The 24,022-nt window shown below is 45.2% G+C and carries 18 protein-coding genes and 1 pseudogene; 15 read left to right on the top strand and 4 right to left on the bottom strand.

Annotation, left to right across the window (positions count from 1 at the left end):
- Positions 1-109: 109 nt before the first annotated feature.
- From spoT to V5298_RS01565, 12 genes and pseudogenes are all read left to right on the top strand, one after another.
- Positions 110-2,218, top strand: a complete 2,109-nt coding sequence (gene spoT, locus V5298_RS01620; RefSeq protein WP_332929717.1) for a bifunctional GTP diphosphokinase/guanosine-3',5'-bis pyrophosphate 3'-pyrophosphohydrolase — start codon at positions 110-112, stop codon at positions 2,216-2,218.
- 19 nt (positions 2,219-2,237) lie between these two features.
- On the top strand, positions 2,238-2,624 hold the full coding sequence (locus tag V5298_RS01615) for a RidA family protein (protein ID WP_332929716.1): 387 nt from the start codon (positions 2,238-2,240) through the stop codon (positions 2,622-2,624).
- Positions 2,625-2,729: 105 nt separating this feature from the next.
- Positions 2,730-4,802, top strand: a complete 2,073-nt coding sequence (gene recG / locus V5298_RS01610) for an ATP-dependent DNA helicase RecG (RefSeq protein ID WP_332929715.1) — start codon at positions 2,730-2,732, stop codon at positions 4,800-4,802.
- The gene (locus V5298_RS01605) at positions 4,795-5,559 is read left to right on the top strand and encodes a class I SAM-dependent methyltransferase (RefSeq protein WP_332929714.1); all 765 of its coding nucleotides are present in this window, start codon (positions 4,795-4,797) and stop codon (positions 5,557-5,559) included. The genes recG and V5298_RS01605 overlap by 8 nt, the downstream gene beginning before the upstream one ends.
- Before the next feature lie 9 nt (positions 5,560-5,568).
- On the top strand, positions 5,569-6,042 hold the full coding sequence (locus V5298_RS01600) for a peroxiredoxin (protein ID WP_332929713.1): 474 nt from the start codon (positions 5,569-5,571) through the stop codon (positions 6,040-6,042).
- 248 nt (positions 6,043-6,290) lie between these two features.
- Entirely contained in the window at positions 6,291-6,980 is a 690-nt protein-coding gene (locus V5298_RS01595) for a response regulator transcription factor (protein ID WP_332929712.1), read from the top strand.
- Between the two features lie 61 nt (positions 6,981-7,041).
- Complete coding sequence (locus tag V5298_RS01590) at positions 7,042-8,223, top strand: NAD(P)/FAD-dependent oxidoreductase (protein ID WP_332929711.1); 1,182 nt, start codon at positions 7,042-7,044, stop codon at positions 8,221-8,223.
- A 286-nt stretch (positions 8,224-8,509) separates the two neighbouring features.
- Positions 8,510-9,413, top strand: a pseudogene (locus V5298_RS01585) (IS5 family transposase).
- A gap of 258 nt (positions 9,414-9,671) precedes the next feature.
- Positions 9,672-10,199 carry a hypothetical protein gene (locus tag V5298_RS01580; protein ID WP_332929710.1) on the top strand — a complete coding sequence of 176 codons (528 nt, stop codon included), beginning with the start codon at positions 9,672-9,674 and terminating at the stop codon, positions 10,197-10,199.
- Between the two features lie 96 nt (positions 10,200-10,295).
- A complete protein-coding gene (locus V5298_RS01575) occupies positions 10,296-12,041 on the top strand; it encodes a hypothetical protein (RefSeq protein WP_332929709.1) in 1,746 nt (581 codons plus the stop codon).
- Positions 12,042-12,142: 101 nt separating this feature from the next.
- A complete protein-coding gene (locus tag V5298_RS01570; protein WP_332929708.1) occupies positions 12,143-12,850 on the top strand; it encodes a polysaccharide pyruvyl transferase family protein in 708 nt (235 codons plus the stop codon).
- Positions 12,851-13,045: 195 nt separating this feature from the next.
- The gene (locus tag V5298_RS01565) at positions 13,046-14,614 is read left to right on the top strand and encodes a S10 family peptidase (RefSeq protein WP_332929707.1); all 1,569 of its coding nucleotides are present in this window, start codon (positions 13,046-13,048) and stop codon (positions 14,612-14,614) included.
- 83 nt (positions 14,615-14,697) lie between these two features.
- Here V5298_RS01565 and V5298_RS01560 read toward each other — a convergent pair whose 3' ends face one another.
- The gene (locus V5298_RS01560) at positions 14,698-16,812 is read right to left on the bottom strand and encodes a TonB-dependent receptor (protein WP_332929706.1); all 2,115 of its coding nucleotides are present in this window, start codon (positions 16,810-16,812) and stop codon (positions 14,698-14,700) included.
- A gap of 702 nt (positions 16,813-17,514) precedes the next feature.
- Between V5298_RS01560 and V5298_RS01555 the strand changes: the two genes are divergently transcribed.
- Positions 17,515-18,696: a flagellinolysin gene (locus V5298_RS01555; protein ID WP_332929705.1), complete on the top strand. Its 1,182-nt coding sequence runs from the start codon at positions 17,515-17,517 to the stop codon at positions 18,694-18,696.
- 18 nt (positions 18,697-18,714) lie between these two features.
- Here V5298_RS01555 and V5298_RS01550 read toward each other — a convergent pair whose 3' ends face one another.
- Positions 18,715-19,764 carry a diguanylate cyclase gene (locus V5298_RS01550; RefSeq protein WP_332929704.1) on the bottom strand — a complete coding sequence of 350 codons (1,050 nt, stop codon included), beginning with the start codon at positions 19,762-19,764 and terminating at the stop codon, positions 18,715-18,717.
- A gap of 155 nt (positions 19,765-19,919) precedes the next feature.
- A complete protein-coding gene (locus tag V5298_RS01545) occupies positions 19,920-20,084 on the bottom strand; it encodes a hypothetical protein (protein WP_332929703.1) in 165 nt (54 codons plus the stop codon).
- Positions 20,085-20,284: 200 nt separating this feature from the next.
- Between V5298_RS01545 and V5298_RS01540 the strand changes: the two genes are divergently transcribed.
- A complete protein-coding gene (locus tag V5298_RS01540; protein ID WP_332929702.1) occupies positions 20,285-21,490 on the top strand; it encodes a YbfB/YjiJ family MFS transporter in 1,206 nt (401 codons plus the stop codon).
- 272 nt (positions 21,491-21,762) lie between these two features.
- Positions 21,763-22,812, top strand: coding sequence for a GTP-binding protein (locus V5298_RS01535; RefSeq protein ID WP_332929701.1), 1,050 nt, complete (start codon positions 21,763-21,765; stop codon positions 22,810-22,812).
- Here the strand turns inward: V5298_RS01535 and V5298_RS01530 are convergent.
- Positions 22,809-23,960, bottom strand: a complete 1,152-nt coding sequence (locus V5298_RS01530; RefSeq protein ID WP_332929700.1) for a hypothetical protein — start codon at positions 23,958-23,960, stop codon at positions 22,809-22,811. The genes V5298_RS01535 and V5298_RS01530 overlap by 4 nt on opposite strands.
- Positions 23,961-24,022: the final 62 nt, after the last annotated feature.

Genomic DNA, 24,022 nt, shown 5'->3' with positions numbered 1-24,022 from the left:
AAGCGCCAGTGAACTTTAATCGGGTTCACTGGCGTTTTGTCATTGGCAATTGGCTCATTTCTCATTATTCTGTTGGTACAGGCAACAATCGCAGGAAAGTAGTACGCACGTGTATTTATTTGAGGGGTTAAAACAAAAGATTTCCGAATACTTGTCGGCTGATCGTGTTCAGCTGGTGCAGGACAGCTTTGTTTTAGCTCATGAAGCCCATGACGGGCAGATGCGTTCCAGCGGTGATCCTTACATTACCCATCCCGTGGCCGTAGCCGGCATTCTTGCCGATATGCATATGGATCACGAAACACTCATGGCCGCCTTACTCCATGATGTGATTGAAGATACCCACTACAGTCAGGAAGATTTAGCCGAAGCGTTCGGTGAAACCGTGGCTGAATTGGTGGAAGGGGTTAGTAAACTCGACAAAATTGCCTTTAGCAGCAAGCAAGAAGCCCAAGCCGAAAACTTCCGTAAAATGATGATGGCCATGGTGCAGGATATTCGGGTTATTCTGATTAAACTGGCCGACCGTACACACAATATGCGTACTCTCGGTGCGCTGCGACCAGATAAGCGCCGCCGTATTGCCCGGGAAACCTTAGAAATTTACGCGCCCATTGCCCATCGTTTGGGTATTCACGATATTAAGAACGAGCTGGAAGACTTAGGCTTTCAAGCCATGCACCCCATGCGCCACCGAGCGCTGAAATCGGCAGTGAAACAAGCCCGGGGCAACCGCAAAGAAATTATCGAGAATATCCGTCGTGAATTATCCTCACGGCTTTTGGAATACAATATCGACGCCAATGTGGTAGGGCGTGAAAAACACCTGTATTCCATCTATCGAAAGATGAAGAATAAAGAGTTAATGTTCAACGAGGTCATGGACATTTACGCTTTTCGTATTGTGGTCGATACATTGGACAACTGCTACCGTTCGTTAGGGGCCATGCACGGTTTGTATAAACCTATTGAGACCCGTTTTAAAGATTATATCGCCATTCCCCGCACCAACGGCTATCAGTCGCTACATACCTCGCTTATCGGCCCTCACGGCATTCCCGTAGAAGTACAAATTCGAACGCTGGCAATGGATCAGATGGCCGATAAAGGGGTAGCCGCCCATTGGTTGTATAAAGAGCCCGGTGATAGCGACAATACCGCGCAGTTGCGGGCGAGAAAGTGGATGCAATCGCTACTGGAATTACAGCAAAGTGCCAGCTCCAGCTTCGAATTTATCGAATCGGTGAAAACCGATCTGTTCCCCGAAGAGATTTATGTGTTTGCCCCCGATGGGCGCATAGTCGAGCTTCCGGTGGGCGCAACGGCGGTGGATTTCGCCTATGCCGTGCATTCCGATGTGGGTAATACCTGCGTAGGGGTAAGAGTAGAGCGCAGAAACTATAGCCTAAGCAAACCACTGGAAAACGGTCAAACCGTAGAAATTATCACCTCGCCGAAGGCCAAGCCGAACGCTAACTGGCTGAACTTTGTGGTCAGTGCCCGTGCCCGTACACGTATTCGTCAATACTTGCGCAAACAGCATTCGAAAGAAGCGGTAAACATGGGGAACCGTTTGCTGCGTCACGCCCTTGGCTCGGTCAAACTGGAAGACATTGCGCAACAAGATATTGATCGGGTGGTCGTCGAAACCAAGCATCGCACCTTTGACGAGTTACTTACCGATATTGGTCTAGGAAATGAGCTTAGCGCCATTGTTGCTCGCCGCTTACTTGGGGAATCCACAGAGTTGCCAGAGAAGCGCGGGAATGTGGCCATTCGTGGCACCGAAGGTTTACTGGTGAATTACGCCCGTTGTTGTCATCCTATTCCGGATGATGAAATTGTGGCGGTACTAAGCCCGGGTCGCGGCATGACCATTCATCAAACTGGCTGTAACAATATTCGTAAACTCACCCGTGAAGAGCCCCAACGGGTGCTGCCCATGCAGTGGGATGAGTCACCGCAAGGGGAATTTAAAGCCTCGTTGCGTATTGAACTCTACAATCACCAAGGTACACTAGCCAATCTAACCAATATGATTGCCAGTTGTGACTCGAATATTATTGGTCTTCAAACAGAAGAAAAAGAAAGCAACATTTACTTTATTGATATTGAACTGACCACCCACAACCGTGTGCATCTGGCCCGGGTGATGAAGAAAATCAGAACAATGTCGGAAGTGCAGCGCGTTTCGCGTCATAGTCAGTCACGACATTAAATTACTCACAGGATCTAACATGGCTAAATCTATTATCCAAACCGATAATGCGCCTCAGGCGATCGGTACATACAGTCAGGCGGTTAAAGCGGGCACAACCGTTTATCTTTCTGGTCAAATTCCCCTTAACCCACAAACCATGGAAATGGTGTCAGAGGATTTTGCGGAACAAGCAACCCAGGTTTTTGAAAACCTAAAGGCCGTGTGTGAAGCTGCTGGCGGCACCATGAACGATTTGGTAAAAGTGAATATTTTCATGCTGGATCTGGACAATTTTGCCACCGTTAACGAAATCATGGCGAAGTACTTTTCTAAGCCTTATCCGGCGCGTGCGGCGATTGGCGTTGCGGCGTTACCAAAAGGCTCGTTAGTTGAAATTGACGGCGTAATGGAATTACCCGAGTAAGTCACTATTTGGCGGTATGGGGCCTCCTGTACCGTCAGCCACTCGCCAAGCGCCGACGAATACCTTACACTGCGCTTATGCCCCTATAACAATGTCTTAATTATCATGCAGTCCCTTGCTCAAACACCCGTTACCGCGTTAAAAGGCGTGGGCGCGAAAGTGGCTGAGAAGTTAACAAAAATTGGTTTGCACACCGTGTCGGATGTGCTTTTTCACTTGCCCATGCGATACGAAGATCGCACACGGGTGTATGCCATTGATACCTGCAAGCCCTTTACCCATGTCAGCATTCAAGGCGAAGTAAAAAGCGCCGATATCCAGTACGGTAAAAAACGTATGCTGGTGGTTAAGGTGTCTGATGGCACCGGGACGATCACCTTACGCTTCTTCCACTTTGGCGCGGCACAGCGCACGTTACTCTCGCCGGGCAACTGTGTGCGATGTTTTGGCGAAATTCGTACCGGAAAATGGGGGCTGGAAATGATGCACCCCGAATTTACCCTGATTGTTGAAGATGAAATCCAGCCAGAGCCTACCTTAACGCCAGTATACCCATCCACCGAAGGCGTAAAGCAACTTACCTTGCGAGGGTTATCAGAGCAGGCCCTGGCGCTGCTTGAAAAGGGCGGATTGGCAGATTTACTGCCCGACGGGATGTACGAACAACAAATTGATCTCGCGTCGGCTCTGCGTCTTGTGCATCGGCCGCCGCCGGATGTATCGTTAGAAAGCATTGAGCAGGGCGCACACCCCGCGCAAAAACGGCTCATTTTAGAAGAATTACTGGCCCATCATCTAAGCGTGTTAAAAGTGCGCCAGCAAGCCCAGTCACAACCGGGTATTCCCATTGAGGTTAACGCATCGCTAATTAGCAAGCTACTGAGCAACTTGCCCTTTTCCCCCACAGGGGCACAACAGCGCGTGGTTGCCGATATTCAAAAAGACATGGCCTGCAACCGACCGATGATGCGTTTGGTACAAGGAGATGTGGGCTCAGGAAAAACGTTAGTCGCCGCCTTGGCGTCGTTATCGGCCATCGGTGCGGGTTACCAGGTGGCGTTAATGGCACCAACTGAGCTATTGGCAGAACAACACGCTAATAATTTTCGCGAATGGTTTGAGCCCTTGGGCATTGAAGTGGGCTGGTTGGCTGGAAAGCTTAAAGGTAAGGCCCGTGAAGAAGTGCTTACTCGCCTTAAAGGCGGTGAAATACAAATGCTGGTGGGTACCCATGCTATTTTTCAAGCGCAGGTGGAATATCAACAGCTAGCCTTGGTTATTGTTGATGAACAGCACCGTTTTGGTGTCCATCAGCGCTTGGCACTGCGAGAAAAGGGCGAGCAACAAGGCCGTTTTCCCCATCAACTCATCATGACCGCCACGCCGATCCCACGAACACTGGCAATGACAGCCTATGCCGATCTCGATACCTCGGTGATTGATGAATTACCGCCCGGGCGCACACCGGTCACCACCGTGGTTTTGCCCGATACCCGGCGGGGCGACGTTATCGTGCGGGTGTACGAAGCCTGCCATCATCAGGGGCGACAGGCATATTGGGTTTGTACGCTTATTGATGAATCAGAAGTGTTGCAGTGTCAGGCTGCCGAAGATGCTGCTATTACACTACGTACGGCATTACCGGATTTACGGGTGGGGCTCGTGCACGGACGGTTGAAACCCGCCGAGAAAAAAGCGGTGATGGATGCCTTCAAACAAGGCGAACTGGATTTACTGGTGGCAACCACGGTTATTGAGGTTGGGGTGGATGTGCCAAACGCCAGTATTATGATCATTGAAAATCCCGAGCGTTTGGGGCTGGCCCAATTGCATCAGTTAAGAGGCCGGGTAGGGCGAGGTGCAGTAGAAAGTCAGTGTGTACTTATGTACTCGGGGCCCCTTTCTAAAACTGCCTCTCAGCGTTTGGCGGTGTTAAGAGAATCCAACGACGGTTTTTATATTGCACAGCGGGATCTGGAGATTCGCGGGCCCGGTGAATTAATGGGAACAAAGCAAACCGGCATAGCGGAATTACGCATTGCCGATTTAGTCAGAGATGCGCAACTCGTGCCCCAGGTGCAGCAAATTGCCGAGCGCCTTTGGCAGGAGTATCCGTCTCACGCACAAGCGATTATCAATCGATGGATAGGGTCTAAGGAGCAGTACGGCAATGCTTAATATTCCGGTGTATATTCCACCATCATGTAGTGATTCTTCACAAGGGATTGCACTTAAGCAGGTGGCCCAGCGTTGGCGGTTAACGGAACAAGCTGATCTCCCCGAAGGCTTGGCCGTAACAATGGAAAATAACAGGCTTTCGGTGAAGGATTTTGCCAACCCTAAACAGCAGGGTGTGGCGGTAGATTTTCTTTCCGCCAGCAGCCTATACCGCCAGCAGCATGGTGGCAGAAAAAAGGAGCCGCTGGCCAAGGCTGTAGGGCTTAAAGGGCAAGACAGTTTGCATGTGGTTGATGCCACACCGGGGCTTGGTCGCGATGCCTTTGTGCTGGTATCCCTCGGATGCACGGTTACTTTGATTGAGCGTTCTCCTGTAGTGGCCGCATTATTGGACGATGGACTTAAGCGGTTAGCCCAACAGAATGGGGATTTAGCAGAACGGTTTACCCTTATTCATGGTGACAGCATTTCTCAAATGAAAGAAAATTTAGTTGATGTAGATGTGGTTTATCTTGATCCAATGTTTCCACATCGAAAAAAATCTGCTTTAGTAAAGAAGGAAATGCGGTTGTTTCAACAACTGCTGGGGGCTGATGACGATGCCGATGAATTATTAGCACCGGCAATAACGCTGGCAAATAAACGGGTGGTAGTCAAACGCCCGGCTTACGCTGAGCCTTTGGCCCAGCGCGAGCCAGACACTGCGATCACCAGTAAGAAACACCGGTTTGATGTTTATATAACACATACTCATTAGGAGAGAAGCATGATCAACGTTGGCAGTACATTGCCTGAAGTAACTTTTGGCCTGCTCAAGGACGGAAAAGTAACGAACCCTCATACCCACGACATTTTTGCGGGCAAACGAGTGGTGGTATTTGCCGTGCCAGGTGCTTTTACGCCAACATGTTCAGCGGCTCATTTGCCGGGATATGTGGCGTTGGCCGACAAAATAAAAGCCAAAGGCGTAGATGACATTGTATGCATATCGGTAAACGATGCTTTTGTCATGGATGCATGGAAAAAATCTGCCAATGCAGAGGAAATTACCATGCTGGCAGATGGCAACGGCTACTTTACCAAGTCCATCGGACTTGATATGAATACAAGTGATTTTGGCGGCACGCGCAGCGTACGCTACTCGATGTTGGTTGAAGATGGCGAAGTGGTTAAGCTGAATGTTGAAGATCCAGGTCGTTTTGAAGTCTCAGATGCCGAAACCATGCTAAAGAGTCTTTAATTTAGCGTGTAGATACTAAAAAAACCGCCGTCATGGCGGTTTTTTATTACGCTGAAAGGTTCGGTGGGCAATTCGCCGATGTATTGCGCTGTGTCAGTGTTTTGGGTGTTTTTTTACACGATAGTCAGTAGTACTCCCTTTTCCATTCTGTTATTCTCTAAGAATAGCGTAGTCAGATATTTTGAGGCGCTTCAGGGCAGTCAGGACGATCTGTACCGTTTAAAACGGCGTTATGTAGGGATACCATCATGTTAAAAAATAACCAAAAATTTGGCGTTTATCTCATCTCGAAATCCCTCGCTTCAGAGGAAGCCGACGATAAGCAAGTCACGCTATTTAAACAACTTCTGCAAACCTGCGGCTATGACGTAACCGAACTTACCGCCATGGAAGAACTTGGCGAGACCTCTAATCAAGATCTGATTTTTTATGATGCTTCCAAGGCTGACGATAAATTAGGAGCTTATTATCGCTATGATGGCTGCTCCCGCTGGGTATTATTAAATTTACAATCCGGTGAAATTGACGAATGTGAAGCGATTATTGCTGGCGTAGAAGGTACCTTCTATACTAGTGACTCTCCTGAATTAGTGTTGAAGGGCATACGCCGTTTAGCCAAGATGGATGTATGGTTTAAACGCAGTTCTATCAATGAGGCATTAAGACGTTTACGTCAACAGTCTCGTAAAGCCGCCGCACCGCCGAGTCGACCGATGACCATTAATAGTTCGGCAGCCTACGCGAAACTGACCAAACGTGAAATTACGATCATCGAATTGGTTGCAAAAGGCGCACAGAATCAGGAAATCGCGGATCAGCTTCACATTAGTGTTAATACAGTAAAAACCCACATCTACAGTATTTTTAGAAAAACCCATTCACGAAACCGCATTGAATTGCTGTCGTGGTCCCAACAGTTTGTGGGCGAATACGGATAGCGCTTCAACTTCATGTCTTTGCCCTCTATAATTCGCGCTTTATAGGTGCAAGGGGAAGGGTGTGATTCAAAAAGACGTGGTTGTCATCGGTGCCGGTGCGGCTGGACTGTTCTGTGCTGCCGAAGCTGGGAAACGGGGACGCTCGGTTGAAGTGTTGGATCACGGCAAGAAAGTTGGCAGAAAAATACTCATGTCCGGTGGCGGACGCTGTAATTTCACTAACATGTATGCCAGCCCCGAAAATTTTATCTCGACGAATCCTCATTTTTGTAAATCCGCACTCAGTCGATACACCCAGTGGGATTTTATTTCACTGGTGGCCGAATACGGCATTGCCTACCATGAAAAAACTTTAGGCCAACTGTTTTGTGATAACAGTGCGTCAGACATTGTTAATTTGCTTACCAGTGAGTGCAGTAAAGCCGGGGTGACCATCCAGACTCGCTGTGAAATCAGCCATATCGAGAAAGTAAACCACGTGTTTACGGTACATACGTCCTTAGGTGTGTATCAATGCGAATCGCTGGTTATTGCCACCGGTGGGTTGAGCATGCCAAAAATTGGCGCCACTCCTTTTGGCTATCAGGTGGCCGAACAATTTGGGCTAAATGTTTTGCCAACCCGCGCCGGGCTTGTGCCCTTTACCTTGCATGAAAACGATAAAAAGGCGCTGGAAGGCTTAAGCGGCATTGCCATCGACACCAGTGCATCATGTAACGATACTGCTTTTCGCGAAGCCATGTTGTTTACCCACCGCGGCTTGAGCGGCCCGTCCATGTTACAGGTGTCTTCTTATTGGGAGCCAGGGGATACCCTACACATAGATATGCAGCCCACAGGATCGGCTATCGATTATTTAACCGAGGCGCAAAACACCACCCCCGATGTGCAATTATCCACCGTGCTAGCTAAATATTATCCCAAGCGTTTGGTACAAGCTTTTATCCAATTACATCAATGGCGCAATGAGCCGGTGAAACGCCTCACCCCTGCCGAAATAGAAACCATCGATAAGCAATTGTCAGACTGGCAGGTTAAGCCCAACGGCACCGAAGGCTATCGCACTGCAGAAGTGACCTTAGGTGGCGTGGATACCGACGAACTGTCGTCCAAAACCATGATGAGCAAAAAAGAAGAAGGCTTGTTCTTTATTGGTGAAGTGGTGGATGTCACCGGCTGGTTAGGTGGCTATAACTTTCAGTGGGCATGGAGTAGCGGCTGGGCTGCAGGGCAGTTTGTTTGATTGTTTTCGCATAATAAAGTTTGTACACTGAATAAAAAGTTTGTACATAACTTCAATTTGGAATAATAAAGTTTGTACATTAATCTTCCTCGCTGCAGGAAGTAATAGTGGTTAGGTCTCTCACGTAAAGCAAAATAATAAATAAGGCATTGGCTGAAGTATAAATTGTATATCCTTGTTCTGATTTTAGACAACGTGCTTGCGACATATATGGGGTGTTGTTTCCTAAGTTGAACTCTAGAGAAGTTCCACTATCAGATCGCCAAACAAGCAGCACTGGTGATGTATGGGAAAGGCGAGAAACAAGACATCAAATTGGTCATCGTACAGTCGCACATTGGTGAACAGCGGTTCGGTGACATTTTAGATAGACGATAAAGCTGTTCGACAGTGGGGTAGACGAGGTCGTGGCTTTCACTTTTCTGATACCGCGATAGAAACCGCCCTGATGATAAAAGCAGTATTTTCTCTACCACTTCGGGATACGCAAGGCTTTCTCAATTCGATATTCGATTTGATGCAGCTGCCTTGTCATTCACCTAGCTATAGCTGCTTAGGCAAACGCGCAAAGACGGTTGAGGTGACCTATAAACGCCACTCATCGGGGAAAATCGCTCACGTTGTAGTGGATGCCACCGGTCTGAAAATCAATGGAGAAGGCGAATGGCATGCCTATAAGCATGGACGAGAAAAGCGGCGGCGATGGCGTAAGCTACACTTGGCCGTAGACAGTGATACGCACGATATTATTGCCGCACAAATGAGCTTGGAAAGCGTGGGCGATAATCAGGTGTTGCCTGCCTTACTCAATCCATTGCGCAGGAAAATAAGACAAGTGAGTGCCGATGGCGCATATGACACCAAAGCGTTTCGTCAACTGGTGAAGAAGAAGCACGCTATTGCCAGTATTCCCCCCGAGACAAAATGCCGGTTACTGGGAGAAAGGTCATATTCGCAATCAAGCAGTAGACGCTCTCAAGGCAGGTAATCTACCGCAGTGAAAGCTAGAGTCCGGCTATCATCAGCGTTCTTTGTCTAAGACGGCGATGTACCGATACAAAACGCTGACTGGCAATCGGTTAACTCTGCGTTGTCACAATGCGCAAGTCGCAGAAGTACTAGCGGGAGTGAAAGTGCTAAACAAGGTGATTGGGCTAGGTATGCCTGGAAGTCAAGACATTCCGAAATAGCGTGCAAGCCAGATGAATATAGGCCCTCATGAGATTATTTGATAAACAACGCCATAGTACTTGACAACAATGTGTGATTTAAGTGATTATTTTCGTCCACCGTATTGGTGGACACGTAAATGGATTTACAGTGTCAATGTAATTATTTTTCAATTTCTTGTATTTCCATTTGCAAAAACATTTTTTAAGGATGAACAATGAAATTCAAGAATATCTTAATGACTTCTTTCCTCTCTTTTCCACTTTTGCTTTCGGGTTGTGCTACAAAAAGGCTCATACCATATTGAAGGTCAATGTGAGACAGGGTCTAGTAAAGATTGTTCAATAAAAGGTGAAGTTAATGGTACCTTTGGTTGGGCGTCTGTTTTAAAACCTTTGATGCCGTACCTTGCTGAAACAGGTGTTATTTCATACCAAGAATTTTCTGACTGGGATCCGCGTGAGTTTAAAATAAGAATTTTGGACGGTACCAATGTGACAACTGTTAAAGACAATAAAATTACTTTAAAAATTTTCTCGTCGGGCTCACTTCTAGCAACAAAGGTTGCTAATGTTGAAGTTGTAGGCTCCGATGTAAGATTGACGTCTTCTAGTGCTCAATCAGTTAAAAATTGGTTGGAAAGCTATTTGGATGTGGCAGATTCTTTGAAGTATGATTTTGACACTCACACTACAGGTCATCAAACAACTCAAATTCAAGTTCAAAATATTCATTATGATACGTTGGTTTCCTCTACATCATGGGGATATGTTGATAAATTTGAGAACGATAGAGATATTCCATAGGTAAAACTAGTCTCTTTAATATGTGCGGGAAAATGGCTCCCGCATGTATTTTATTCGTAAGGAATTTATTAAGTAAAAGGTCAATAGACAAGAATTATGGTGAATTATTATAGATTTTTTATAATTCTATTTTTATCAATTCTGGTTGGAGCCTGTTCTTTCAACGATGTGAATATTTCGGCAGGTCGAATTTTGTACACGGTGGAAAAAAAAGGTGAACTCATTGAGTATAGCTCAAATTATAATTTAGTGGAAAGTGTTGGTAACGAGAGTGAAAAGAAAAGTGATGACTTTGAAATAGTTAAAATCACTGATGGTATAAGTGAGATATCATTCTTTGTGGAGCCAGAGTTTTATAATGTTGCAAGTATAAATTACAGTAAGTTAAAGGCTATTGGTGAAGAAATAAGTCGTCTTAATGTGTTTAATGCTAAGTTTTCCTATCGATTGGGTATTCATTTTTCCTCCAAAAAGTCTTTAGAGGTTTCCGGTTTTACAAAGCTCGAGAACCCCTCGTTGGATTTCTATTATCCTGTGGATGATAATCTAAACGTTGAGGAGTATTTTCCCAAGGCTTTCGAATTTATCTTTCACGAAATATTACATGTTTTTTTAATTAAAAACAAAGTTGACGTTCCACTTCAAGATAACGAGTATTTAGTCCATAAGGGAATGCTTTGTCTTTCTGAAGCTCGCAAGGACGATTTTTTTTATTTCGATAGACCAGTTTTTCCCAGTGAATTATCACGTTCCGGGTTGATGAAGAAAACTCACAATAATAGCCCAAGTGTACGAGCCTTCTATTTGGCAAGTTATGATCTTCAGAAAGCAAAGGAAAATGCAAGTGAGGAAGAATTTTGCAGTGGTTTAGATGCATATTTTGGAGTAAGTGTTTTCAAGGAGTCTGACGGGAAGAAACTAGTTGAAACGCCTTTTTATAGCTCGCTAGCATATTCCAATATTGATGGCTTAAAGCTTTTCAATGATTCATGTATTCATAATGCAACTTTATCCTCTCTTCAAGGAGAGTTCGCAAGTTCTAATAATACTTTTACGCATTGTAAATTATGCGAAGAAAACCACATATTAACTAATTACTGCAGAAGTACATTCTTAAATAACTTGAGAGCACAAGGTCAACTCGATAAAGATTTTGATTATAATTCAATTTATTTTTTAGAAAGGAACGATATTGCTACTTATGTAACTCCTTATATTAAGAGTTCGCAGGATGTTAGTGTTGATAATATCGAAGTAGGTGCTGAAGGCTTCTATAATAGTAACGGTTATCTAATTGATACCGGAGCTTATCATACGGCTCATGAGAGTGGAAATGTGTTAAATTACATTGGTCGTGAGGTAAGTAGTAGTCTTTTGGTTGTCGGCTTGGACAAAATACTGAGTAGTGGCAAAACAGAATTTGGGGTCAGCGACGATATCATGATAACGCCGTTCTTTGTTGACGGCAGCAAGATATTCTTCGTCTCTGACTTTAAGATTGGTAGCTACATTTTTAGCGGTAAAAATGTTTGTCTAGATTCGGGAGCAAAATTCACCTCTCTTTCATCAAGAGCTATTTTGAGTGAAAAAAGGTTGAGGAAATTGCCCAAAGCTCTATTAACATTCCCGTCTTCTGGATACAACGAGAGAGTTTTAGGTTCAGTTTTAGATGATAGCTTACTAAAGTTTTCCTGGGTAACAGCTAAAGTGAAAATATACTTGATTCTTCAAGAATATTATGCGTCACCATGTTTCTTAACATTAGGTTATGATTTTTTGAAGGATAATCTCATGTTCATCGACTCGTCAACTCGTGTAATTGGCTTTGCACAAAGTCAATAGTTTGTACTTTTGCTGGGCTTTAGATTTCACTTAGTTTTGTGGACGAGCAAAATGCTCTTGTACTAAGCGACAAACACTTTCCTATTGAATAGTTCGCGATCATGCTTAGCGAAACCTGTAGCCTTTCTGTTAGAGATAAATTCTCGCAAATTCAATTGCAGCGTGTGGGTTGTCAAGGGCTGCAATTAGCGCCTGATTTAACCACTGTTATGTCATCTTATATCTCTGTTGCTGAGTTAGAAAATAAATCGTCATATGTCACGAAACAGATTATTGAAAACTATATCAATGGCTACCTTGTTGTTCAATTAGCCCAAGAGGAACTAAAAGGTAAAGAAGCCGCTTATGCCAAAGGTTTGTCAGAAACCAGTCTAACCCTTGATTTACCTATTGTATTTATTACTAACGGAATCGAACAAAAAGGTGACAGTAAGCTAGACGGCATTGATAGCATCGTCTCATTGTTAGATGACAAGATTACTTACAGTATCCATGTGGACGGTAATATTTTCGATGCAATAAGCCTAATTCGCAATGGATCTTGCTACTGCGGAAGTAGCTTACATGGTTTAATTACCGCGATGTCGTTTAGTGTTCCACGGGTTGCCCTCTTATCGTCATCGGAAAAACAAATTAACTACATGGATACATGGGAGCTCCCTCATATGCCAAGGGGCGTTACACCTGCCCAACTGCCTGTAGCTGTGGCCACGGCCATTGACACGCCAAGTAAAGACTTAACGTTATTAAGTCATAAATTAACCCATACTTACTTAGACAGGTTTAAGAGTCTGAGTGCGCTTTTTTAACCCTTTTTAACCCTTTTCATTAAAGCGAGAGGCAGGGCGTTTATCTTACCTAAAAGCCAGTTATCGCAGCCGTTCATTTTTATCTATTTTAAATTGGTCACTTAGCTTTTTTTTCATATAGTTCAGGGGATTAGGCGTTTTTGTCGATGCAGATCGTGGTAGGTTTTATTCGTGTTTAACTAATGGAGTTCACTTATGGGAAAACGAATATTAGTTCCCTTGCTTTGTGCCAGTATGCTGTCTTTTACTACTGCCAATGTTCTTGCTGCTTCCGATTCTGCGAAAACGACAATACAAAAAATACAGGAAGCCACTGACAAACAGGTTGTTACCCAGCACCAAATAAAATTAAACGGTAAAACCTTTAAATATTCCGCAACCGCGGGCAACTTGATCATAAAAGACGATGACAACAAGCCGTCAGCAAGCGTATTTTATGTGGCTTATACGAAAAAATCCGATGATAAAAAATCTCGTCCGGTTACCTTTATTTTTAACGGTGGACCGGGATCTTCGTCGTTGTGGTTACACATGGGCTCGTTTGGGCCTAAACGTGTAAAAACCACCAATGCTGCGCCGACACCTACCGCGCCCTATACCTTATTGGATAACCAATATACCTTGCTCGATTCCACAGACTTAGTCTTTATCGATGCTTTTGACACCGGCTTAACCCGGGCGCTGAGTGAACAAGATAGCGATAAAGATAAAGGTAAAGGCGATGCACCTGATGTTGCTAAGAAATTCTGGGGTGTTGATCAAGACGTGGATGGTTTTGCCCGCTTTATTACCCGTTATGTGACGGTGAATGAACGCTGGAATTCGCCTAAATTTTTGATGGGTGAATCGTATGGCACCATTCGCGCTCCAGCTCTGGCTAACAAGCTTCAGGAAAGCGGCATGGCCATGAACGGGGTTGTACTGATCTCCAGTATTTTAAACTACGCCGCCGATGCTCCGGGGTTAGATCGGGAATTTGTTGGTCTGTTACCCACCTTTGCATCAATCGCTTACTATCATGATAAGTTGCCTAACAAACCGGCACAATTAGAGCCGTTTTTGAACGATGTCCGTGAGTTTGCCGAGGGTGACTATGCCCGTGCGTTAGCCCAAGGCCAAAATTTATCTGCCCAGGAACAACAACAGGTTGCAGAACGCTTGCATCAATTTACCGGCCTGAGTGTGAAGTATTTAGAACACGCTAATCTACGGGTTGGTCAATCTCAATTTAGAAAAGAGTTGTTGCGCGATGAAGAAATGACCGTGGGGCGTTATGATGGTCGCTTCACCAGCATCGATAAAAACAGTATTGGTGAGCGCCCGGATACCGACGCCTCTGATACCGCGCCTTCGCCAGCATTTGTTGCAATGTTTAATGATTATCTAACCACATCGTTAAACTATCATGCCGATGAACCGTATCGTGTGTTTAGCTTACAAGCCTTCCGGAATTGGGATTGGAGTCATAAATTGCCGAATAGCAATCGTAAATCGCAAGTTCCTTTTGTGGTGGATGACTTAGGCAATGCCATGCGTATCAACCCGTATCTGCATGTCTTTTCTGCCAATGGCTATTATGATTTGGCCACGCCGTTTCATGCTACGGAATACGATTTAGCGCATATGCAGTTACCTGAATCACGTCAGAAGAATCTGCAAATCGCTTACTATCCTTCTGGTCACATGTTGTATTTAAACCCAGAAGCCTTAGTGACACTGCATAAAGATTTAGAAGCGTTTTATCAAACTGTGCTTGCTAAATAGCAGAACCAAAAAAAGGTAACGTCGGCGCTAGCTGGCGTTACCTTTATTTTTATATGGACGAAAGAGTAAATCTCTCCGGGTTATTAGAAAGCGGCTCTGACACCAATGCTAACAGAACGTCCTGGTAGGGGGACTTCGTCTTTTACGTAAGAAGAATGCACACGGCCTTCTACATCACCTAAGTTTTTCCCTTCCAGGTAGAATGTCATATCCATATTATCTAAGCCAAGATAGTAGTTAACAGATGCCGACACCATGTTATAGCCATCGGTTTGCGTTTCGTAATCGGCAATTTTATCTTGCTTATTATTACGCACAAATTCCACTTCGCTGTGCCATGCGCCTTGCTCATAATGCAAAGAACTACCAATTCGCAAAGGGGGCATACGAGGTACATTACCCCCTGCATCTAGTTTAGCGCGGGTATAATCGCTAAACACTTCCCAGCGTAATTCTTTTGTCAGATGCATGTCTACCTGCGCTTCGAAACCATATAGGGTGGCATCTTGTTGTTCGAAGTTGATAACATCCAAACCATCGCTTTCTTCGTCAGTTTCGCCATAGAGATCAACGTACGTGTCATAGCTATCTTCAGTAACCAGATCGCCGCCGAAATAGACCAGACCGGTGCGTTGCTCAAAGATATAGTCACTCACCTCGTTGTAGAACAGGCTCACAGTGGCGCTCAAAAAGTCATCGTTATAGCGATAAGTCAGATCCACATTGTTGGAGACTTCTTTATCTAAATCACTAGCAGCCTGACTTACGGTATATACGCCATCGTTTTCATCAATCGTAAAGTTGCCACCAATTTCATAGGTTTGCGAGCCTATGTGTGGGCCGTAGGAGAATAGCTCTGATGCGGAAGGGGCCCGTTGTGAATAGGCGTAATTAAAAGCCAGTGAATTGTTCTCATCTAATGACCAAACCACACCGGCCGACGCAGACACCGAAGTATAGTCTTTATCGTCAAATTCAATGCTACTGTCTAGATCACTGTAAAAATCATCATCCACTTTAAGGTTTAAGGTTTCTAACCGGCCGCCGACTTGCCATAGCAGGTTACCTACCTGGCGCTCTTCCATAACAAAGGTGGCAATAGAATTGGTTTTGGTTGGCGGAGTAAAGGCCTCTTCACCCAGAGCAGAGGCATCACTGTAATTATAGTGAAGACCGACAACCCCTTTCCAACCATTCACTGCTTCGTGATCGGCCCATAAACGGGATTCAAAGGATTCATTAGTAAAGGTTGTGCCTACTTCATCATCTTCAATTTCGGAATGTTCGTAATCTGTATAGCCATTTTGGAAATGCACATTTTCAAAGAAGCCGGGCAGGTTGTTCCAGTCGATGATACTTTGGTAACGATCTTGTTTTAGCTTGATATAAGCATCTTCTTCCACTGGCAGACCATACTCAGAATCCATGCGGCCATACGATAATGCCACACGGGTATCATCGGTGATCCAGCCACCCCCTAAATTATAGCCATGCGCACTGACGGCAGAGTTATCTAGTGTGGTGCTGCCACCGGATTCATTGACGTCCGCTGGCACAGGAATTTTATAATCGTCTGTTTTGCGGTTATAACCATCGATATGAAAAACAAAGTCCCCGGAGCCCATGTTTAAATCCGTAGACACGGTTTTTGCGTCGGCGACGTTGTCATACTGGGCGAACACTTCGCCAGAAAAGCCATCCTGATTTTCTGCAGGCAAACGGTTATCCACCACATTGACCACACCACCAATAGCGCCGCTGCCGTACAGCAAGGTCGCAGGGCCTCTAAGTACTTCAATTTGGCTAGCGGTTGAAGTTTCCGTCGCGACCTGGTGATCAGGGCCAACGCGGGATGCATCAGAGGCATCTAACCCATTTTGTACTACCTTGATACGTGGGCCATCTAAGCCACGGATAATGGGGCTACTTGCTACGGGACCATAATAGGTACTATGTACACCAGGCACATTGGCTAAGGTATCGCCCAAGGTTGCGGCTTGGTGTTGGTCTAACTCTTCGCCACTTAATATAGAAACAGGTGTGGCAGATTCAAGCACCGTTCGGTTTAAAGGTGATGCGGTGATGACAATGTTTTCCACATCTTGCTCGTCTTTTTGAAGCTCTTTATCACTGGCTTGGGCATGGGAAGTCAACGTGGCCAATACAGCAAGTAACAGGGGAGACTTTCTTGTTTTCATTAAGTTTTTCTCTTGAATAAATATAAAACACCATCTCTTCATTTACGCGGTGAAGAGTTTTTTAAAACAACAGCGAGGAAATAAAACTAATTGGGCAGGGGAGGATCGCGATTTCCCGAAGTTCGTATAGACAAGGGAAGGTAGCGATTAGCCACAAAGTTAACGGGGATGTCAGCAAGAGGTATTGCTAAGGTATTTGGAAATGAAAACGGTAAAAGGTTATCAAAATCATCAAAAGACAGGCATAACGCACAGTGATTATCCTTTTTTAGAATGTGGGATGCATCATGCCATTCGTATAAAAAACTGGTCCCTATTACAGCCACGAGCATAAGCACGGCTGTGTATTTCAACATCGCGGGCTTATTGATTAAGTGGGATAACGAATAGGTGCTCATATGATATAACGTATCATGTGTTGGATTTCAGATCGAGGCCGTCAAAAGGCGGTAATAAACGTTTTTTCTGCTAGACCATCAACCACTAGTCGATAATCAAACAGATGTTTGGGACGCAAAGAACAATATTTACGTGCAAAGGTTTTTTGCCGAGAAAAACCGAACGTTGAGCTTATTCGTCAGTCCTCTTTGGCGGTGATACCAGGCGAGTCGAATTCAAATCTTTAATAAAAATTTACACTTTGTTGCGTGTAAAAAGTAAGCACATTGCCGATATAGGGTTATTGAAATGGGGGAATTAGCGATGAATATTCAAAGAAATATTGTTACTTCTTATTCAGACTCGCCATCAATGCTACCTGACACATCGCAATCAAGTAGCCGTGGGCCAAATAAAGAAGGGCAAAACACTGTATCGAAGGACGATACGGTGACGTTAAGCCCGTCGGCTCGCGCCAAAATTAAAGAGCAACAAGAAGGCAAAGCCCCTGCCGACCCAAATACTGACGACACCACCACCGATGAAAATGTGTTTTCCAGCTGGGATCGACGCTATCAGGACAAGGTGTATACCCTAGAGCAACTCAAAACAAACTGGTTATCTGAATCTGAGCGCATGGTGGAAAAATATTATGGGCTAAAGGCCGACGGCGACAATACCTTAACCGTACTGTTTAATGATGATCCCAACGTGGGGTATTTGGCCGCGGTAAGTTACTTTCCCAATCAGGATGATGAATTAAGTCGCGCCACCGAGCAGGTGCTTACCATTGTCACTTCAAGCTTCCCCCAGGGACAGGATGAAAATGGCGCCTATAAACCTTTTTACGGCGACAGAACCATTGCCCATGAAATGACCCATGCCATCATGGGGCAAACCATGGATATGGATTCCTTGGGCGAGTGGTTTAAAGAAGGCTCTGCTGAATTAATTCATGGTGCCGATGAACGGGTGCTATATCAACTCTCGGCGGTGGATGGTGATCTGCGAGACGGCTACGATGAACAGGATGTTACTAAGTTCGCCCAAGATACCTCATTTTTTGATCAATGGAACAATACCAGTGAACACTATGCTAAAGGCTATTTAGCCGTGCGCTTTATGCATCAGGATATCGTTTCTCATGGAGGTGAAGGTATTAAAGATGTGATGCAATTTTTAACGGATGAAAAAATGCTAGCCACGGGTAATGCCACCGTTGACAATGCTTTGGCATATTTAAATTATCAGGGTAAAACCTCATTTGCTTCTGAGCAGGAATTTAAAGATGCGTTTGCTCAGCAAGCGGTGGATCAAATCAATAATTTGGATCTTTATAACGAGGATACCGGTGCTATTGGCGGGTTAGATGTGGACAATGGTGAAATAAAAACAGCGGAAAGCGTGGTGGATAACTCAAGAAAATCTTCGCCTACCCAACCGTTAAAGGGTTATAAGGAAGTGGTCTTTCAGGATCCTAACACCACCTATTCGGCATACAGTTAATACGTCACCCGGTTGACGTTACGCTGCAATAACCCGGTTTCGCCCGTTTGCCTTTGCTTGATATAGCGCGTTGTCTGCTTGTTGCAGTAGCATTTCTGAATTGGTTGCGATGGACGAGCTCACCAACCCAATACTAATACTGACGCTGATCCCGGCAGTTAAGCTGCCATTCACTTCATTACGTATACGCTCGGCCAAAGATAGCGCTAATGCTTTCTCTGTACCGGGTAACAGGATGGCAAACTCTTCGCCACCCCAGCGGGCAACAATATCGGTGGTGCGCACGATGCGGCGTAATTTCTCGGCAAGGGCTTTAAGTACCTCGTCACCTTTTAAGTGGCCATAGGAATCGTTGATCTTCTTAAAGTGATCCACATCCAGCAGCAATAAACTGGTTGGGGTAGTTTGTTTGTCTGGATCGCAACTAGTTAATAATTCCTGATCGAATTTTTCTCGGTTATACAGCCCGGTCAAACGATCGGTTTCGGCTAACTCACTTACCAGTAAATTGTGCTCTTCAAGCTGCTTATAGGCTTGAGATTGCGTGCGTTCGTAAAACCGAAAGAGCAATATGATCAACAAAGAAGCTTCGATCACGTTAAGTAATGAACCGTATCCGGGGGTATGTTGTAAGGGTATACCGATTTGATGGTAAACCACGTAAGCGCTGGTGCTAAACACGACAATGGCGCATACCGCTCCCCAGAAACGTCCTACCAGAAAAAACGTTATTGGTGGTACCACTAAGGCCCAAGCGATGGAGTGGGCTTGCCCTTTTGCTATAAAGATAAAAAACGACACCATAAAGGTGACAAGACAAGAGAGCAACACCGAAGCAAATTGAATGTTGGCTGAGTGTCGAAACCAAAAATAGGCGCCTAAGCTGATTAGCGCCACGCTAAAATCCAGCAGCGCCAGTGTACTATCGGCGAAAACAAACACGTTTATAAGGCTAATGATAGTCGGCACAAACGTGGCAATAAGCAAACAATGAAATACCAGTACCACTCGCCAGTGGTCGCGATGATTTTCGGGATATTGGGGGAATTTTTTGTACCAAAAACTCACGTTATCGCTCCAAGGCGTATTATTGGAGTGAATAATATTCACACAGAGTGTGAATTACCACTGAAAAAGGGCTATGTAATTTAAAAAAGCGCTATATTTACGTATTAGAGATAATAAAACGTATGAATGACCTTCGGTTTGGGTGGGAATATAGGTTAGTCAGCCTGGATACATTCTCGACTACGTGCTTGTTGTTCAAGTTGTAGGATTTGTCGGGCGTATTCATACAACTGCCTGCCGGGCGGGGTGATTTCTAACTGACGGCCATTCAGTTTAAACAATTTGAGGTTTAGCTCTTCTTCCCGCTTATGAATACGCATGGAAATATTTGAAGGCACCTATGCAAAACGGTAGAAGTGCCTTTAATGCCTTCTCGTCCACCACGGCGTTTAAGGTTTTCAGGCTAAGCAATTTCACTTTGTTCGCCATTACTGAAGTATTTGTTCATTAATATTCGTTTTTATAGAAATTAAAAGCTATTTATACTCACTCCATCATTCTTGTATAGAGAAGACGTACCGTGAGTCTTACAAAAACCAAGGTTTACTTTGCTGGGATCTGCAGCATGATCGTGACCGCCGGCGTTGCCCGTTTTTCCTACACGTCGTTATTGCCAATTATGCAAAGTCAGGCCGGGCTGTCCGAAATCGGAGGAGGCTGGTTAGCTGCGGTGAATTACTTCGGCTATTTAACCGGAGTGCTGTTAGTCGCCAATTTAAATAACCTCAACCATAAATATAACTTGTATCGCTGGTACCTGGTGCTAGCTGTTTTAACCACCGCGGCCATGGCATTGACCACCAATGTGGTTGTCTGGGCTGTGCTTCGGTATGTTTCGGGGATCTGTACCTCGGCAGGTTTTATTATTGCATCAGGTTTAATATTAAAATGGCTGGTTAATCATAATAAGCGTGCTGAACTGGGGATCCATTTCTCCGGTATTGGAATAAGTATCTTCCTCGCCGCGGTGTTGGTTGAAGGGCTGATGCAGCTTTCCGTGAGCTGGTACAATCAATGGCTTTATTTGGCGCTAATGGGAGGCTTATTTGCCATACCTGCGTGGTGTTGGATGCCTCATCCCGCCATTAAGGCCATTGAAGGCGCGGATAAAACGCCTGTGGATAAGCCGCCTACCCGGCTGTTTACCTATGTATTAATCGTTGCTTATTGTTGCGCCGGTTATGGGTATGTGGTCAGTGCCACCTTTATTGTTGATATTGTCGAGGGACTGCCTACCCTCAAAGGCCATGGTCAGCACGTATTTATTGTGCTGGGCTTAGCCGCTACCCCGGCGGTGCTTATTTGGGACAGAATAGCGCGCAAACTCGGTTATCTAAAATCCTTGTTGCTGGCGTATATTGTGCAAATTATAAGTATCGCTTTACCCGCTACCACAGAAAATCTGATCACCATTGGTATTAGCGCGATGTTGTTTGGCGGCTCGTTTGTGGCGTGTGTGAGTTTAGTGCTTACCATGGCGGGGCATTTTTTCCCGTCAAACCCGGCAAAATTTATGGGCAAGATGACCGTTGCTTACGGCGGCGCACAAATGGTTGCACCGGCACTGACTGGGCAACTGGTTGCATGGTCTGGCAATTATAATCTTGGTCTATACCTCTCTGCATCTATTATGCTGTTAGGGGCGGTACTGGTCGGGGCATTGATTTGGCTAGATAGGCCGTCTTTACTAAGCAGGAAAACGGCTGAATTAGATGATATTGGCTAAGGGAATTATGTGCCTTTTTTTGTTTTAATGACCATCATCTAGAGGTTGGTCTTCCGATTTAATGGGCCATGGATAAAAACCGTCAGTTTGATTTGCGGGTTTTATGTAGGCAAGACCAAGGTTTCGTCGTTGTCGCAACAGCACGATTGTTATATTATAACAACTGAGCCTTAGTAAAGAACTCTCACTCTTTTTATTGCGCATCTATCCTCTACGTAACGCGCTGACAACCGCATGTTATATTTATAAGCCTGCTAAGAAATAAACTATTTATGACGATATCAAGCAATAACCACAGTCACCACGATAAAATCCTGGCGGTGCCTACTAATATCATTACCGGCTTTTTAGGCGTTGGGAAAACCTCTGCCATATTGCATTTGCTTACCCAAAAGCCTGCTGGCGAACGTTGGGCGGTGTTGGTGAATGAATTTGGCGAAATCGGTATAGACGGTGGCCTGCTTAAAGGGCAGCATGCTGAAGCGCAGGGCGTGTTTATTCGTGAAGTACCGGGCGGATGTATGTGCTGTACAGCCGGGTTGTCTATGCAAATTGCGTTAAATCAGTTATTGGCGAAATCTCGCCCTGACCGCTTGTTAATTGAACCCACCGGACTTGGGCACCCTAAAGAGGTGGTTGAGGTGTTGTCGGCGCCTCACTATCGTGAAGTCTTATTGTTACAGCGCATTTTAACGCTGGTGGATGCACGTAAGCTCTCGGATCCCCGTTATACCACCCATGATACATTCAACCAGCAAATACAAATTGCTGATGTGGTGGTTGGGAATAAAGCGGACATGTACACCCAAGAAGACTGTCAGGCCTTACAAGATTACATAAAAAAATGGGGCAAGGATGACGTGGCTCATACCTATACGCAATACGGGAAGTTACCGTTATCTATGCTTAGCGGGCCGACGTTGGCAACGACAAAAGTACCGCCGCCCCATCACCATCATCACGAATCTACCCAGTCATTAGCCGGAGACGTTCCCTTAAAACGGCAAGAAATTATCACCGCCGATAACCAAGGTGAAGGGTTTCTTAGTACCGGTTGGCGGTTTGCGCCCGACATCGTGTTTAACTATGCAAAACTGCGCAAATGGTTGGTCTCTTTGCATGCCGAACGGTTAAAGGGAATATTCATTACCGGGGAAGGGGTGTTTGGCTATAACATGACCGCAGACGGGCTCTCCGAAATTGAATTGGATGATTGCGTGGAAAGCCGGTTGGAAATCATCGCAGAAACACTGGATGACAACATAGAAGTGGCGTTACACCAATGTATTGATGAACCTGCCGACTTTAACCACCAAGGTTAATTCGTGGTAACGGTAACCTTCATCACACCACCTCGATATAAACCAAAGATGAGTGTTTGGGTATCGCTGTTATAAAAATCAGCATAGATACTTCTTACGCCGCCGAAAATCTCCTCTGGATACGCCATTTGTGTCCAGCTTTCGCCGTTGTCTTCGGAGATTTCAAGGATAAAAGGTTGGGGCTCGGTAAAGATCTTTTTCCACGGAGCGGTGAAGATTTGTTGCGGTGAGTAAGGGTTCACTAGCATGTCGAAATAAAACAAACTCTGGTGATTGATATACAAGGGCGCCCAGCTTGCGCCCCCATCGTTAGAGATAATGATGCCGGGCTCACCGGATGCGTAAATAATCTCTGAGTGAATAGGGTGGTAGCGGACGGAATATATCACACCGGGTTCAGAGAGAAAGTCAGTCATCGATGGATGAAGTGTGGCTGTGTTGGTGTTGAGATCGTAGCTGTATAACAAAGAGTTTTCGGTACTGCCTTGGCCACCATACCAAAGTTTGTATTCATCCTGATTAAACGTAAGGGCATCAAACCCCAGGGCAAAAGCGCCCCAATCACCATGTAAACGCTGCCATGTTTTGCCTTTATCTGTGGAGCGGGCAAGCACCAGCTTACCGATGGCATAGAGTTCATCATCAGCGGCGTTGTAGGCAAAGGCGTAAATAGACTCAGGCAAGGTACTCTGAAAGTTTTCCTCATCCATATCATCGGTGCCAAAGTTGGTCGTAATCCCTTGCCAATTTTGCCCGGAATCGAAGGACTCCATTAAGTAGAATTGACTATCTTCAAGTGCATAACAAGTGGCGTCTACGCTACGGGAAGGGGCGTCACATATCGATGCAACAAGATGCCCAGCAGATAGATATTCAATATCGTAAACGTCCCACGTATTGCTGGAAAGTAATTTCCAGCTATCCCCATTTTGTTTGTAAACGCCGCCGCTGGTGGCGGCGTAAAGTCCTTCTGGTGTCTTGACAAAACGATGAAAAGTTTCTCCATTTAGTGGCTGATGGTCAAAACGGACTTCATAGGGAACGATGGGGGCTGGCAGCTTATTATCGCTATCATCATTACTGCTACCGCCACAGCCCGCTAATAAACCCATTAAGCTTAAGAGTGAATAAAGCGCTAAAACGCGCATTGTAAACCTCCTTTTCATAAGTGAATAAAAGTGACTCATTTGTGTTGTAGAAAACCATTGGG

Source organism: Alteromonas sp. 14N.309.X.WAT.G.H12 (assembly GCF_036697315.1).
In the GTDB taxonomy this organism is placed as follows: Bacteria; Pseudomonadota; Gammaproteobacteria; order Enterobacterales; family Alteromonadaceae; genus Alteromonas.
This window is presented reverse-complemented; position numbering and strand designations above follow the sequence as displayed.

Excerpts from the sequence above, each read along its gene's own strand:
- V5298_RS01615 (WP_332929716.1), top strand. The coding sequence starts at position 2,238 with ATGGCTAAATCTATTATCCAAACCGATAATGCGCCTCAGGCGATCGGT.
- recG (WP_332929715.1), top strand. The coding sequence starts at position 2,730 with ATGCAGTCCCTTGCTCAAACACCCGTTACCGCGTTAAAAGGCGTGGGC.
- V5298_RS01605 (WP_332929714.1), top strand. The coding sequence starts at position 4,795 with ATGCTTAATATTCCGGTGTATATTCCACCATCATGTAGTGATTCTTCA.
- V5298_RS01600 (WP_332929713.1), top strand. The coding sequence starts at position 5,569 with ATGATCAACGTTGGCAGTACATTGCCTGAAGTAACTTTTGGCCTGCTC.
- V5298_RS01595 (WP_332929712.1), top strand. The coding sequence starts at position 6,291 with ATGTTAAAAAATAACCAAAAATTTGGCGTTTATCTCATCTCGAAATCC.
- V5298_RS01575 (WP_332929709.1), top strand. The coding sequence starts at position 10,296 with ATGGTGAATTATTATAGATTTTTTATAATTCTATTTTTATCAATTCTG.
- V5298_RS01570 (WP_332929708.1), top strand. The coding sequence starts at position 12,143 with ATGCTTAGCGAAACCTGTAGCCTTTCTGTTAGAGATAAATTCTCGCAA.
- V5298_RS01565 (WP_332929707.1), top strand. The coding sequence starts at position 13,046 with ATGGGAAAACGAATATTAGTTCCCTTGCTTTGTGCCAGTATGCTGTCT.
- V5298_RS01560 (WP_332929706.1), bottom strand. The coding sequence starts at position 16,812 with ATGAAAACAAGAAAGTCTCCCCTGTTACTTGCTGTATTGGCCACGTTG.
- V5298_RS01555 (WP_332929705.1), top strand. The coding sequence starts at position 17,515 with ATGAATATTCAAAGAAATATTGTTACTTCTTATTCAGACTCGCCATCA.
- V5298_RS01545 (WP_332929703.1), bottom strand. The coding sequence starts at position 20,084 with ATGCGTATTCATAAGCGGGAAGAAGAGCTAAACCTCAAATTGTTTAAA.
- V5298_RS01535 (WP_332929701.1), top strand. The coding sequence starts at position 21,763 with ATGACGATATCAAGCAATAACCACAGTCACCACGATAAAATCCTGGCG.
- V5298_RS01530 (WP_332929700.1), bottom strand. The coding sequence starts at position 23,960 with ATGCGCGTTTTAGCGCTTTATTCACTCTTAAGCTTAATGGGTTTATTA.